Origin of the sequence: Eubacterium ramulus (assembly GCF_003122485.1) — a bacterium.
Taxonomy (GTDB): Bacteria; Bacillota; Clostridia; order Lachnospirales; family Lachnospiraceae; genus Eubacterium_I; species Eubacterium_I ramulus_A.
On sequence record NZ_JRFU01000144.1, the window covers coordinates 1 to 13,639 of the forward strand.

A 13,639-nucleotide genomic window follows, 5' to 3' on the forward strand; every position below is an offset into this window, starting at 1 on the left:
TTGCATGACGCGCACCTCGCAACAAGAATGCCGGAGCATTCTTGAACAAGAGCGATGGAAGGAGTTACTTGAATACATTTTTGCAAGTCTAGTTTTTTGACTCTCTATACTGGATTGGAGTCATATGGTATTTCTTTTTAAAGGTGCGGCTAAAGTGTTCGACGTTTGGGTAGCCGATGGAGGCCGCGATGTTTTCTGCTGTCATGTTTCCGTTTTTTAACAGGGTGCATGCTTTTTTCATGCGGATGTTTGTGACGTGTTCGCCGAAGGTTACGCCGGATTTTTCACGGATGTATTTACTGATGTATGGCTCTGTCAGGTGAAATTCCTGTGACATATCTGCTAATGTCACGTTCTGGTAATGGTTCTGAATGTAGTTCAGCATTTTTGTCAGGCGGACGTCTTCGCAGGCGTTGCCTTTTTGTACGGCGAGCATTTTGTTGACGCTGACGCACAGGGCCTGAATGGAGGCTTTGATGATGTCTTCGTCGATGCCCGCACCCCAGTAAGTCGTGTTGTCTTTTTTGATGCAGACATAGGCAATCGCCTTGGATGAAGTTGTCTGGGTTAAGGCATGTTCTTCGTAGTTCATCAAGGTGTAATCAATGTTGAAGAACTGTTTTACTGCGTTGCTGACTGCGTCCAGACGGCCGTTTCCGTTTGCGTCGATGACTGTCTCTTTTTCACCGTTTAAAATGGTGACTTCTGCCATGATGCCATCCGCTAACTGTTTGAAATGGCTTTCGGTAATGCGGAAGTAATTCATGGAGTGAAGGTACTGCTCCTCAAATATTTCATATACGTTCTGCGGGGACAGTTCCTGATGCATTTCGTCGGATACCTGTTTAATGGCATAACCCACGTCTTCACGCATTGCTTCTGGAAGAACAACGCCAAAGTTCTGTTTTAAAATGTAGCTGATACCGCCTTTGCCGGACTGACTGTTGATGCGGATCACGTCACCGTCATAGGTGCGTCCGATATCTTTCGGATCGATGGGCAGATATGGCACGGTCCATTTGTCAGTTTTGTGTTCCTCACGCCAGGTCATTCCTTTGGAAATTGCATCCTGATGAGAACCGGAAAATGCGGTAAATACCAGATCGCCGGCGTATGGCTGACGTTCATGCACTTTCATTCCGGTGTAAGTTTCATAACCTGCGCGGATTGCTGATATGTCGGAAAAATCAAGTTCCGGATCGATACCATGGGAAAACAGGTTCATCGCCATGGTGACGATATCCATGTTTCCGGTGCGCTCACCGTTTCCAAATAATGTACCTTCGATGCGGTCTGCGCCTGCCAGAACACCGAGTTCCGCGTCGGCAACAGCACAGCCGCGGTCGTTATGTGGATGCAGGGATAATAAAACGGCATCTCTGTATTTTAAATGTTTGTGAATGTATTCAATCTGTGTGGCAAACACATGCGGCATGGAATTTTCCACGGTAGCCGGAATGTTGATAATGGCTTTATGATCCGGTGTCGGCTGCCAGATATCAAGTACCGCATTGCAGATTTCGACTGCGTAATCGACTTCGGTTCCGGTGCAGCTTTCCGGGCTGTACTGCAGATAAATGTTTCCACTTTGTTTGTCAGCAAGTTCTTTTACCATGATGGCGCCATCTACAGCGGTTTTTATGATTTCTTCTTTGCTCTTATGAAAAACCTGTTCTCTCTGCGCCACAGAAGTGGAAAGATACAGGTGAACGATGACATTTTGAGCGCCTTCAATGGCTTCGAAAGTTTTTCTGATAATATGTTCTCTTGCCTGGGTAAGCACCTGAATGGTGACATCTTCCGGGATCATATCCTGCTCAATTAATGTTCTGACAAAATCATATTCAGTTTCGGAAGCTGCGGGAAATCCGACTTCAATTTGTTTGAATCCGATTTTTACAAGCATTTGGAAAAACTGAATTTTTTCTTCCAGACTCATCGGCTCTACTAACGCCTGGTTTCCATCTCTTAAATCTACGGAACACCAGATTGGTGCTTTAGTCAAATATTCTTTTTTCACCCAGTCATACGTACATTCTAGTGGCATAAAATAAGCTCTTTCATAGTTTTCGTAATGTTTCATAGTCTTCTGTTCCTCCTTATCTGTTAGCTATCATGTAATAATTCGTTTCATATAAAAAAGGCTCTCATCCCTACAACCATGTAATAGTTGTAGAGACGAAAGCCATTCTTCCGCGGTACCACTCTACTTCGTATCAAATACGCACTCATCAGCACTGTCATGCTGTCCTCCTGTAACGGTGAGATTCCGTCAGTTCCTACTATAATTACATTTTTAACTCATACTCATATGTTTTACCTCAATTCAGACTGTGTTGATTAAATCTGTAGTCTTTTAAAAGTTCGAATTGAATTGACAAATAAAAGAATGTAATCTTGTTCAAAACCGCTGCTCAAAGGCGAGTTCACTGTATTTCTTTTATTGCCTCACACCAACCGGCAACTCTCTGAAAAAAGTAGGACAGTTACTATTCCTTGTCTTCGCATTTCATGTTTCAGAGTATAACATAATGTTTATAGTAGCAGAATGATTTATTTTAATCAATATTATTGATTTATTTTAAAGGAACGGATATGCTGCTTGGCAACTGGTTGCAGACCGCAGCGCGAAATTTCCCAATGGCATTGTTCTGGCAGTTGTTCTACGCAGGTCCATTTGTAAGATTCGTTTTTTGTAAAGTATGCAAATTTACCGAAAAAAGAAGTAAAAAAGTGCACGAAAGGGAAATAATCTGTTAAATGGAAAATTGTCAATCGTGATTTTGCTGAAAAATTGTTTTCATCTAAAAACAATTTGGGAAATTTTGCCGATTGCAAAATCTGGAAGTTGTATTAATATATGTACAAGAAAAGATCAACGGAGGTTAATGAGTTTTGAAAGAGCAACCGCACGGTCTTTTATTTTCTTCAAAATAATGGTAGTACCAATTATGAGAAAGCAGTATCATTTACAAATTGAATGCAAGTCGTAAGGCGATTACGTTCATGAGTAAGTAGCAAAAGTGGATTGCGAATGTTCGCTTTACCAACTGTAATAATTGGAAAACATTTTTCAGGAGAAAACAAAAAATAGAAGAAAGAGAAAAGAAGGAGGTGACCGCTACGAACGGACTGGTAGATGAGTTGATCGACCAATTGAGTGTCAAGACAGTGTTCACGATACCCATTTTTGGTGGAATCAAAATCGCAGAATCAGTTGTCGTTATGTGGATCATTATGGCAGTCGTCATAGTGGCATCGATTTTCCTGACGCGGAACTTAAGCGTGGAGAATCCGGGAAAGAGACAGTTGTTTCTGGAAGTGTGTATCGGAAAATTCTATGGATTTTTCGAAGGGCTGCTCGGAGAGGAAGGAAAAGGTTATATTCCTTATCTGATGAGCGTCGGTCTGTTTATCGGTATTGCAAATGTAATTGGCTTATTTGGATTTAAGCCTCCGACAAAGGACCTGAATTGTACGATCGCTCTTGCGTTGATGAGTATCATACTGGTGGAAACCGCCGGTATCCGTGCAAAAGGTGTGAAGAAGTGGGCGAAAGGATTTACGCAGCCTGTCGCGATCATTACACCGATCAACATTTTGGAAATCTTCATCCGACCATTTTCATTATGTTTGCGACTGTTCGGAAATGTACTTGGCGCATTTGTTATTATGGAGCTGATCAAGGCGGTTGTGCCGATGGTGGTACCGCTGGTATTTAGTTTCTATTTTGATATTTTTGATGGATTGATCCAGGCATATGTATTTGTGTTCCTGACATCGTTGTACATCAAGGAAGCTATTGAGTTGCAGGCGGAGTAAAGGTCAATGTATTTTGACAGAAAACCTGTAACGTAACATATCGAAAAGTCCTGTCAATGATCTCACAAATTATGTGAGTTTTACAAAATAACAAAAATGAAAGCATAATGTGACAGGCAGAATATGAAGTGAGAAAAGGAGATAATTATTATGATGATCGCACTCGGAGCTGGTATCGCAGCATTAGCAGGAATTGGAGCAGGTGTAGGTATTGGTATCGCAACAGGTAAAGCAGTAGACGCTGTAGCAAGACAGCCGGAAGCAGACAGCAAGATCAGCAAGAACTTATTACTTGGTTGTGCACTGGCAGAGGCAACTGCTATTTATGGTATGGTTGTCGCTATTCTGATCATTTTCCTTTGCAAATAAAAAACAAAGACGTGAGATTTTGTTTTTAGAAGGAGGATTTCAGGATGCTGAGAATTGATTCAAACCTTATATGGATCATTGTGAACCTGTTGATCTTCTATTTCCTGATCAGAAAGTTTCTGTTCAAGCCGGTTTTGAATATCATTGAAAAGAGAAAACAGATGGTGGCTGAACAGTTTGAAAAAGCAGATACGGCAAATGCCGAAGCACAGGAGTTAAAAACTCAGTATGAGGCATCTTTGCAAGGAGCCAAAGAGGAGGCAATTCAGATCGTGGCAGACGCCAGAGAGCGGGCGGATGTACAGTACAAGCAGATTGTTTCCGATGCGGAGAAACGATCCGCAGATCTGCTTGAGAAGACAAATCAGGATATGGAAAAAGAACGTGACAGAGCACTTCAGAGTGTACAGAAAGAAATCGGTACTCTGGCCATGGCTGCAGCAGTTAAAATTATCGGAGAAAATAGCAGTAAGGTCACGGATGAACAGCTTTACAATGAGTTTTTGAGTAAAACGGGTGACAAACATGACAGCAACAACGGCTAAATATGTAAGAGTTTTGTGGGAGCTGAACGCTCCGGTAGAGGATCTTGAAAATGCAGCGCAGATTTATCAGGAAAGTCCTGAACTTCAGCGTGTGCTGACAGACCCAAGTGTTTACAAAGAGGAAAAACATGCGGTGGTTGACCGTATTTTCCCGGAAAAAAAGTTACAGAATTTTATGAAGATTCTCTGTGATTATTCTGACGTGGAATATCTGGAAGAGATCGTGGAGGAATATAAAATGTATGCAAACGAACATCAGTCAGTAGTAAATGCAACATTACGATATGTAACTGCACCGGATGATAACCAGTTGGAGGGCATCAAGAAATTTCTGTTGGAAGAGTTTGATGCACATCAGGTGGAGCTTGAGATGATCCGGGATGAGCGTCTGGTGGGAGGTTTTGTCCTCACTGCAAACGGCCGTGAATGGGATTGGAGCATCAGCGGACGTATCCGCGGCATGCAGGAACAGCTCGGAATGGTTCAGAGCCATCATGCTGAAGTATAAGTAAAAGGTAAAAGAAAGAGGTGATAGGACAATGAGCGCTATCAGTTCACAGGATATTATTTCCATCCTGAAGGAAGAAATCGAAAATTACGATTTTGAAGCGAAGGATCGGGAAATTGGTCATGTCATCTGGGTTGGTGACGGAATTGCCACTGTCTATGGAATTGACCAGGCCATGTATGGTGAGATCGTTGTCTTTGAGAACGGCGTAAAAGGTATGGTACAGGATGTCAGAAGAAATGAGATCGGTGTCATTCTGTTCGGCCGTGATACAGGGATCAAGGAAGGAACCAAGGTAACAAGAACCAAAAAGAAAGCCGGAATTCCGGTTGGAGATAAATTTGTCGGAAGAATCATCAATGCACTGGGGGCACCGATCGATGGTGAGGGTGACATTCAGGAAGATGATTACCGGCCGATTGAAAATGAAGCACCGGGTATCGTTGATCGTAAATCTGTCAGCGTACCAATGGAGACAGGAATCCTTTCCATCGATTCCATGTTCCCGATTGGCCGTGGACAAAGAGAGTTGATCATCGGTGACCGTCAGACAGGTAAGACATCCATTGCAACCGATGCAATGATCAACCAGAAGGGCAAAGATGTCATCTGTATTTATGTTGCAATTGGACAGAAAGCATCTACAATTGCAAAAATTGTATCTACATTGAAAAAACACGGTGCCATGGATTATTCCATCATCGTAGCAGCAACTGCCAGTGATCCGGCTCCGTTGCAGTACATCGCACCGTATGCAGGAACTGCCATGGCAGAGTATTTTATGTATCAGGGAAAAGACGTGCTCATCGTTTACGATGATCTGTCCAAACATGCGGTAGCTTACCGTGCATTATCCCTGTTGCTGGAGCGTTCTCCTGGACGTGAGGCTTATCCGGGTGACGTTTTCTATCTGCATTCCAGACTGCTGGAGCGTTCCAGTCGTCTGAGTGACAAACTTGGCGGCGGTTCCATCACAGCCCTGCCGATCATTGAGACACAGGCGGGCGATGTATCCGCATACATTCCGACCAACGTTATTTCTATCACAGACGGTCAGATTTTCCTGGAGAGCAACTTATTCTTCTCCGGTATGAGACCGGCGGTAAATGTAGGTCTGTCCGTATCCCGTGTTGGTGGTGCCGCACAGACAAAAGCGATGAAAAAAGCAGCCGGAAGTATCCGTATTGATCTGGCGCAGTATCGTGAGATGGAAGTATTTACCCAGTTCAGTTCTGATCTGGATGATGATACAAAAGAGCAGTTACAGTACGGAAAAGGTCTGATGGAGCTGTTAAAACAGCCGCTTTGCCAGCCGCTTAGCATGGCAGAGCAGGTTATCACACTGTGGACAGCAACACACAAGATTTTCCTGAATGTAGATGTGAAGAAAATCAAAGAAACCCAGAAGGGTATGCTGGAATATATCAAAAATGCACATCCGGAGATCATCGATGAGCTGAATGAGACAAAAGCTCTGTCCGATGAACTTGGAGACAAGATTCTCGCTGCCGCAAAAGAGTACGTAAAATAAAGTTATTTTCATGTATATTTAGATAGTTTAAATAGTTCATGCATTTCGTACAGAACATACATCTGCATGAGCAGCTATCTGAGTGAAAAAGGGCAGAAAGGAGAATATCATGGCAAGTGCAAGAGAGATACAGAGCAGAATGCAGAGTATCAAAGATACGATGAAAATCACCAGTGCCATGTACATGATATCTTCATCAAAAATGCAGAAAGCAAAGAAAAGTCTGGCAGATACAGAGCCGTTTTTCTTTGGTCAGCGAAATGCAGTGGCACGTTTTATGCAGTGCGTTCCGGATACCAAGAATATTTTCTTCGGAAAAGAAGGTGTTGCGGAGGATCAGAAAAAACGTGGTTATATCGTAATTACTGCAGATAAAGGTCTTGCAGGTGCTTACAATCACAACGTGCTGAAACTTGCATCAGAGGAGATTGAAAAGCATCCGCAGAGTGAGCTGTTTGTAGTCGGTGAGCTTGGCCGTCAGTATTTTATGAAAAAGAACGTTTACATTGATGGTGAGTTCAGCTACACAGTTCAGAACCCGACCCTTTATCGTGCCCGTCATATCGGACTGCAGATGATTGATAAATACGTGTCAGGGGAACTGGATGAGGTTTACATTATCTATACAAAAATGATCAATGCCTTCAAGATGGAAGCGGATATGTTCCAGATCCTTCCATTGCACAGAGAAGAGTATCTTCACAAAAATCTGCAGGGCTACAATGATCAGATGATGTTTCACCCGTCGGTAGAGACATTGTTGGATAATCTGGTTCCGAACGTAGTGTGTGGTTTTATTTATGGCGCGCTGGTAGAGTCTTATGCCAGTGAGCACAATTCCAGAATGATGGCGATGCAGACTGCGACAGACAGTGCAAAGAAGATGCTGCATGATCTGGAAATTGAGTACAATCGTGTGCGTCAGGCGGCGATCACCCAGGAGATCACTGAGGTTATTGCGGGTGCCAAGGCGCAGAAGAGCAAGAAAAAATAAGAGAGGTGAAGCGATATGAATAAAGGAAAAATCGTTCAGGTCATGGGACCTGTTGTAGACGTAGAGTTTTCCGACCATAACCTTCCATGCATCAAAGATGCACTCGAAGTTGATAATAATGGAAAAAAATGTGTCATGGAAGTGGCACAGCATATTGGAAATGATACCGTAAGATGTATTATGCTTGCTTCCAGTGAAGGGCTTCATCGTGATATGGAAGTAACAGCAACCGGCGCTGGTATCACAGTTCCGGTAGGAAAAGCAACACTGGGACGACTTTTCAATGTTCTGGGTGAAGCAATTGATGATGGAGAACCGGTGGAGTCAAAGGAAAACTGGTGTATTCACAGAGAGCCGCCATCCTTTGAAGACCAGAGCCCGGTTGTAGAGGTTCTGGAGACAGGTATCAAAGTTATCGACCTTCTGGCACCATATTCCAAAGGTGGTAAGATCGGTCTGTTCGGTGGTGCCGGTGTAGGTAAAACCGTTCTGATTCAGGAGCTGATCCGAAATATTGCAACAGAGCACGGCGGATATTCTATTTTCACCGGTGTTGGAGAGCGTTCCCGTGAGGGTAATGACCTTTGGACTGAGATGAAAGAATCCGGCGTTCTGGAAAAAACAGCCTTAGTGTTTGGACAGATGAATGAGCCACCTGGAGCTCGTATGCGTGTGGCTGAGACGGGTCTGACCATGGCAGAGTATTTCCGTGATAAAGAGCATCAGGACGTACTGTTATTTATCGATAACATTTTCCGTTATGTACAGGCAGGTTCTGAGGTTTCTGCGCTGCTCGGACGTATGCCGTCAGCCGTAGGTTATCAGCCGACACTGGCAAACGAAGTCGGTGAGCTGCAGGAGCGTATCGCTTCCACAAAAGAAGGCTCTGTTACATCTGTACAGGCGATTTACGTACCGGCCGATGACTTAACTGATCCAGCCCCGGCTACGACATTCGCACATCTGGATGCAACAACTGTACTTTCCAGAAAGATCGTTGAGCAGGGTATTTATCCGGCTGTTGATCCGCTGGAATCCAACTCCCGTATTCTGGAGCCGGATATCGTCGGTGAGGAGCATTACGAAGTTGCCCGTCGTGTACAGGAGATTCTGCAGAGTTACAAAGAGCTGCAGGATATCATCGCAATCCTTGGTATGGAAGAACTTTCCGAAGAGGATAAAACGACTGTATACCGTGCAAGAAAAATTCAGCGTTTCCTGTCACAGCCGTTCCATGTAGCTGAGACATTTACCGGAATTCCTGGTAAATATGTACCGCTGGAAGAGACAGTCAAAGGTTTCAAAAAGATCATTGACGGTGAGATGGATGAGTATCCGGAATGGGCATTTTTCAATGTCGGAACCATTGATGATGTCATTGAAAAAGCAAAGAACGGTAATCATTAGTGAGGTGTGACTATGGCTACATTTCATTTAAAAATCATTGCATATGATAAGATTTTTTATGATGATGAGGCGGTTTCCATCGTACTGCCTGCTGTGGATGGAGAAATCCAGATTATGGCAAATCATGAGGAATATGTCATTGCGTTAAAAGAGGGCGAAGTACGAATCATGACATCGGATGGAAAAATGATCCCGGCAGTCTGCGGAAGCGGATTTGTGGAGGTCAATTCCGATAATCAGGTGGAAGTGCTGGTGGATACGATTGAACGCCCGGAAGAAATTGATGTGCGCCGTGCACGGGAAGCAAAGGAACGTGTAGAAGAACGTATGCGGCAGCATCAGAGTAAGATGGAGTATCATCGAAATGCGGCTTCGCTGGCACGTGCGATGGCACGTTTGAAGGAAGCTAATAAATATCGTCATTAAAAGATGCTTTAGTTTTTTAAGTTTCTTTGGTGGCTAAGTTTTAGGTAGTGGAAGCGTCCCCAATTTATTTTATCTTGCTGGTCAACAATCGCTCATCAAGAAAAAATAAATTGGGGGCGCTATTTGCATTCGGAAAAAAATTCTTTTATTATCAAATAATCGCTCACTGAGAAAAAATGAATCCAGTCCCCTATTTACGTCATGAAAAATGTTTTTTGTTGAGAATTAAAAACCCCCGAAGCTGGCACTTCGGGGATTTTTGTATTCTAATGGAATACATACTTTTCTTACTCACCACTATAATAAACTTTTCCTTTGAAAAAATCAATATCTAAATGAACAATATTTTTAGTTGAATCGAACAAAGTTTCGTGATATTATGTTATTGCTGTCGACTCTTTCCAGTAGGAAGGAGGTGAGTCTAATGGAATACATACTTGCTTTTCTTATCTCTGTATTGGCATCTATAGTGGGTTATTATATTTGCAAATGGTTAGACAGAGACAAACGGCAGCACTAGCCTGACGGTGTAGTTCTCCAAAATGAACTTTAGAACTCTGGAAACTGGCATTTTCAGAGTTTTTTTAAATATATGTATTGCACTGGTAAATTATGAAAAATAATTTTATAAATTATCGGATCCAATATAAACCTGATAGTATTCTCCAAGTGTGTCCCGACCGTATTTGTATACGGAGTAGAACGGGGCATGGTAAATGACAGTTTCATCGCTGTATTCTACGGAATAGGCAAAACGTGGTGCCTGTCGGATATAGCATACACTGGCAAAGTCCAGCCAGATCATGCCAAATAGGATAGCGAAAAAGATAACAATGGCTTTCAGTAATCTGCGTTTTTTGAGTAACTGGAAGATTCCAATGGTTACGATTATAGCTCCTAAAATAGCAAATTTTGCTGCCCAGCCGCTTTCACTTGGAAATACGGTAAATCCGGACAAAATCAGGAAACATCCGAAGGCTGACAGGATATATCCGGTCAGTTTTTTCATTTGCATGTGTTTGTCTTCTGTGGCATATTGTGCCGCTTTCATTAAAGTGTCTTTCATTTCTACATTCATATTCTCGCTTTTCCTTTCTCCGTCGATGATTTCACGGATATCAACATCATAAAAATCTGCAAGTTCAACTAATACAGACAGATCTGGTAAATTCGTTCCGGTTTCCCAGCGGGATACGGTGCGGTCAGATACGTTGAGCTGTTCTGCAAGCTGACTTTGCGTAAGTTCTTTTTCTTTTCTGAGTTCTTTTAAAAAAAGACCGATCTTTTTCTGATACATGTTGTTGCTTTTGCCTCCTTTCAGGAAAAACGATAACAAAAAGTGCGTGAAATCACCACGACACAAAGCGAGAGTTACAGCAAAAGGTAAATACAATATGTGTGTCTAGTACATATTGTGTTATATAAAGTGTGTGTTCCGTAAATAAAAATATAGTATCACAGAAAATTATGTCTGCTGTGCTACGCGATAGCTTCGTGCGGACATACCGTTTTCTTGTTTAAAAATTCGACAGAAGTAGTTGTAGTCGGAGAAGCCACATTGTTCGGAAATTGTGGAAATAGGTAAATTTGTTTCAGACAACAGTGTCTGTGCATGTTGCAGGCGCATTTTTTTTATGTATTTGGCGATGCTGCAATGTAAAAATTCTTCTGAATATTCGTAGAGTTTGCGGCGGCTCAGATGCAGGTGTTCGCAAAGGCGGTCTACGGACAGATCTTCGGTCAGGTGATTCAGGATGTAAGTGTTGATGTTCTGTTCAAATTGTTGCTTTTCGATGGAAATCAGTTTTTTGTACAGGATGGAAGAAATACATGCTTCCATGATTCTTGCGGCGGCGTGAATCTGTGTGTCAGAGATACAGGGAGTCGCAGCAGCATACTGTTTCCAACTGTCATTTTCTGCTTCGTTTAAATGATATTTATGTAATGCATGTTCAATTAGTGACTGTAACTGTTCCGGGGAGGCTGCATTTGCAACCTGTCCCATCATAAGGTAGCCGATGGTAAATCCGTCGCTGACGATTGGCGCGGTGGCTTCGATCAAACCGGCATGACATTTGTAAATGACACATTCACCGGAAGCCTTTGCTGCTTCAAAGGAAGCACGGTCGGAAGCTTCACAGAGGGCAGCTCCTTCCGGGGAAGTTTTGATACAATTGCAGAAATAGTTTTCTTTTGTCGGATAACTGAAGATCCATTCTCCTTCGGGATCGTAGAGGGTCAGTGTCAGTTTTGTTAAGTCGTGGAAGTCCTGTAAAAGCTGATGCAGTTCTTTTTCATTATAGTTTAATTTCATAGTAAAATTCCTTTATTTTATTTGTTTCTATAATACATGAAAAAAGTGCTGTTTGCGATACGATTTTACAGTTTTTGGGAAGAAAATCACTATTTTTTCAAAATGGTATGAGATACAATACAAGCATGGTTAAGAAGTGCCATGAAATAAGTTGAGCAAAATCGTGGATCTGGTTTCATGTTCATTTAACCAAATTAAGGAAATTCTCTGCTTCAATTGTGTAAATGTGGGGGAATTGCCTATATCAGTTTGACTTTGAAGATTATTTGAGATGGAAGCATAAAAAGTGGGAATTGAAAGGGGAAGAGACGAGTATGAAAAAAGAAGTTATGGTGGATATGACTTCCGGACGTATTGCACCGCAGATTTTGAAGTTTGCGATGCCGGTATTGCTGGGATTGATTTTTCAGAGAATCTATAATTTCGCAGATTCGTATATTGTGGGTCACTTTTTGGGGGACAATGCGCTGGCGGCGGTCAGTGTGGCAGGCGTTGGCATGTATCTGATGTTTTCGCTGATCATCGGTCTGACCACTGGTGTGACGGTGGTTATGTCGCAGTATTACGGTGCTAAGGAAGCGGATAACGTAGTAAAAACATTTTTTTCTTCCATATATATTGCGTTGGGGATGACGATCATCGTGACGGTGGTTGGTCTGATCGTGACAAAACCGCTGCTGATCGTGCTGCAGACACCGGATGAGGTGTTGGATCAGGCGGTATTGTATCTGCGACTGATCTGTGCGGGATGTATCGGAACAATGTTGTACAACTGGATTTCTGCGGTATTGCGGTCTCTGGGAAATTCGGTGGTTCCGCTGGTGTTCCTTGGAATTTCCAGTTTGCTGAATATTGTATTTGATGTATTATTTGTGGCTGTGCTTCCGTTGGGCGTTGGCGGTGCGGCATTTGCAACGGTGCTGGCGCAGATTGTTTCAGGTGTGGCGTGTCTGCTTTATGCATGGAAAATTCTGCCGATGCTACGGATTCGCAGGGATAAATTGAAACTGGATACATTTATTGGAAAAAAGATGCTTGTATATGGTCTGCCGGCAGCTTTGCAGATGAGTATTATTTCCATTTCGGATATGACTTTACAGGCGGTTGTAAATACATACGGAACGACGCTGGTTGTAGCCTACGGTGTCTGTGTAAAAGTGGAAGGTCTTGGTATGCAGGTAGGAGATGCACTGGGAACCGCTCTTGGAACTTTTGCGGGACAAAACACCGGTGCAAAAAATATTTCACGAATTAAAGCCGGTTTTCGCACAACATTTGCGTTGAATGCCATTGGTTATGCGATTGTGTCACCGTTGATTTTTATCCTGGCTCCGCTGTTGATGCGTTTGTTTACCGATAATCAGGCGTCTATCGGTTGTGGTGTGGAGTATATGCATATTTTTGCACCATTTTTAATCGGTGTTGGAACACTGAATCTGTTCCACAATCTGCTTCGTGCAGTTGGTGATGTTAAGATCACAATCTGGATGGGCATCAGTGAGGTTATTACGCGAATCGGTTTTGCATTTTTGTTCTCTTATCTGTGGGGCTATCATGGACTTTGGTGGGTATCACCGCTTACATGGTGGTGCGCAGCAGGTGTCGGCGGCTTAAGATACCTGAGCGGTGTTTGGAAAAAGAAGATCGAAAAGGCGATTCCCTCATAAAAGTGTGATTATATCAGATGGGAGATGACTCCCACCTCTATAGGTGGTGAGAAACA

Annotated in this window: 12 protein-coding genes and 1 other annotated feature; of the genes, 9 read left to right on the forward strand and 3 right to left on the reverse strand. The window is 42.9% G+C overall.

All coding sequences use genetic code 11. From position 1 onward, the window contains the following. Positions 1 to 88: 88 nt before the first annotated feature. Complete coding sequence (locus LG34_RS12385) at positions 89 to 2,083, reverse strand: 2-isopropylmalate synthase (protein ID WP_109216347.1); 1,995 nt, start codon at positions 2,081 to 2,083, stop codon at positions 89 to 91. A gap of 88 nt (positions 2,084 to 2,171) precedes the next feature. Beyond that, positions 2,172 to 2,512, reverse strand: a binding site (T-box leader). Between the two features lie 602 nt (positions 2,513 to 3,114). Between LG34_RS12385 and LG34_RS12395 the strand changes: the two genes are divergently transcribed. The 8 genes from LG34_RS12395 (at position 3,115) to atpC (ending at position 9,602) form a co-directional block, all read left to right on the forward strand. Next, positions 3,115 to 3,822, forward strand: coding sequence for a F0F1 ATP synthase subunit A (locus LG34_RS12395; RefSeq protein ID WP_109216348.1), 708 nt, complete (start codon positions 3,115 to 3,117; stop codon positions 3,820 to 3,822). A gap of 150 nt (positions 3,823 to 3,972) precedes the next feature. Continuing rightward, positions 3,973 to 4,191, forward strand: coding sequence for an ATP synthase F0 subunit C (gene atpE, locus LG34_RS12400; protein ID WP_021737773.1), 219 nt, complete (start codon positions 3,973 to 3,975; stop codon positions 4,189 to 4,191). 44 nt (positions 4,192 to 4,235) lie between these two features. Further along, positions 4,236 to 4,736 carry a F0F1 ATP synthase subunit B gene (gene atpF, locus LG34_RS12405; RefSeq protein ID WP_109216349.1) on the forward strand — a complete coding sequence of 167 codons (501 nt, stop codon included), beginning with the start codon at positions 4,236 to 4,238 and terminating at the stop codon, positions 4,734 to 4,736. Further along, entirely contained in the window at positions 4,717 to 5,244 is a 528-nt protein-coding gene (gene atpH, locus LG34_RS12410; protein ID WP_109216350.1) for an ATP synthase F1 subunit delta, read from the forward strand. The genes atpF and atpH overlap by 20 nt, the downstream gene beginning before the upstream one ends. Before the next feature lie 31 nt (positions 5,245 to 5,275). Continuing rightward, positions 5,276 to 6,775, forward strand: a complete 1,500-nt coding sequence (gene atpA, locus LG34_RS12415) for a F0F1 ATP synthase subunit alpha (RefSeq protein ID WP_109216351.1) — start codon at positions 5,276 to 5,278, stop codon at positions 6,773 to 6,775. A gap of 109 nt (positions 6,776 to 6,884) precedes the next feature. Continuing rightward, complete coding sequence (gene atpG, locus LG34_RS12420; RefSeq protein ID WP_109216352.1) at positions 6,885 to 7,769, forward strand: ATP synthase F1 subunit gamma; 885 nt, start codon at positions 6,885 to 6,887, stop codon at positions 7,767 to 7,769. Between the two features lie 15 nt (positions 7,770 to 7,784). Beyond that, positions 7,785 to 9,176 carry a F0F1 ATP synthase subunit beta gene (atpD, locus tag LG34_RS12425; protein WP_109216353.1) on the forward strand — a complete coding sequence of 464 codons (1,392 nt, stop codon included), beginning with the start codon at positions 7,785 to 7,787 and terminating at the stop codon, positions 9,174 to 9,176. A gap of 12 nt (positions 9,177 to 9,188) precedes the next feature. Continuing rightward, on the forward strand, positions 9,189 to 9,602 hold the full coding sequence (atpC, locus tag LG34_RS12430; RefSeq protein WP_109216354.1) for an ATP synthase F1 subunit epsilon: 414 nt from the start codon (positions 9,189 to 9,191) through the stop codon (positions 9,600 to 9,602). A gap of 625 nt (positions 9,603 to 10,227) precedes the next feature. Here atpC and LG34_RS12435 read toward each other — a convergent pair. Continuing rightward, a complete protein-coding gene (locus LG34_RS12435; RefSeq protein ID WP_109216355.1) occupies positions 10,228 to 10,899 on the reverse strand; it encodes a helix-turn-helix domain-containing protein in 672 nt (223 codons plus the stop codon). Between the two features lie 168 nt (positions 10,900 to 11,067). Continuing rightward, complete coding sequence (locus tag LG34_RS12440) at positions 11,068 to 11,916, reverse strand: PocR ligand-binding domain-containing protein (RefSeq protein WP_109216356.1); 849 nt, start codon at positions 11,914 to 11,916, stop codon at positions 11,068 to 11,070. Between the two features lie 314 nt (positions 11,917 to 12,230). On the opposite strand from LG34_RS12440, the gene LG34_RS12445 reads away from it, so the two are divergent. Beyond that, positions 12,231 to 13,583, forward strand: coding sequence for an MATE family efflux transporter (locus tag LG34_RS12445; protein WP_181369365.1), 1,353 nt, complete (start codon positions 12,231 to 12,233; stop codon positions 13,581 to 13,583). The last annotated feature ends 56 nt before the right edge of the window (positions 13,584 to 13,639 follow it).

Excerpts from the sequence above, each read along its gene's own strand:
- LG34_RS12435 (WP_109216355.1), bottom strand. The coding sequence starts at position 10,899 with ATGTATCAGAAAAAGATCGGTCTTTTTTTAAAAGAACTCAGAAAAGAA.
- atpH (WP_109216350.1), top strand. The coding sequence starts at position 4,717 with ATGACAGCAACAACGGCTAAATATGTAAGAGTTTTGTGGGAGCTGAAC.
- atpE (WP_021737773.1), top strand. The coding sequence starts at position 3,973 with ATGATGATCGCACTCGGAGCTGGTATCGCAGCATTAGCAGGAATTGGA.
- LG34_RS12385 (WP_109216347.1), bottom strand. The coding sequence starts at position 2,083 with ATGAAACATTACGAAAACTATGAAAGAGCTTATTTTATGCCACTAGAA.
- atpF (WP_109216349.1), top strand. The coding sequence starts at position 4,236 with ATGCTGAGAATTGATTCAAACCTTATATGGATCATTGTGAACCTGTTG.
- LG34_RS12440 (WP_109216356.1), bottom strand. The coding sequence starts at position 11,916 with ATGAAATTAAACTATAATGAAAAAGAACTGCATCAGCTTTTACAGGAC.
- atpD (WP_109216353.1), top strand. The coding sequence starts at position 7,785 with ATGAATAAAGGAAAAATCGTTCAGGTCATGGGACCTGTTGTAGACGTA.
- atpA (WP_109216351.1), top strand. The coding sequence starts at position 5,276 with ATGAGCGCTATCAGTTCACAGGATATTATTTCCATCCTGAAGGAAGAA.
- atpG (WP_109216352.1), top strand. The coding sequence starts at position 6,885 with ATGGCAAGTGCAAGAGAGATACAGAGCAGAATGCAGAGTATCAAAGAT.
- LG34_RS12445 (WP_181369365.1), top strand. The coding sequence starts at position 12,231 with ATGAAAAAAGAAGTTATGGTGGATATGACTTCCGGACGTATTGCACCG.
- atpC (WP_109216354.1), top strand. The coding sequence starts at position 9,189 with ATGGCTACATTTCATTTAAAAATCATTGCATATGATAAGATTTTTTAT.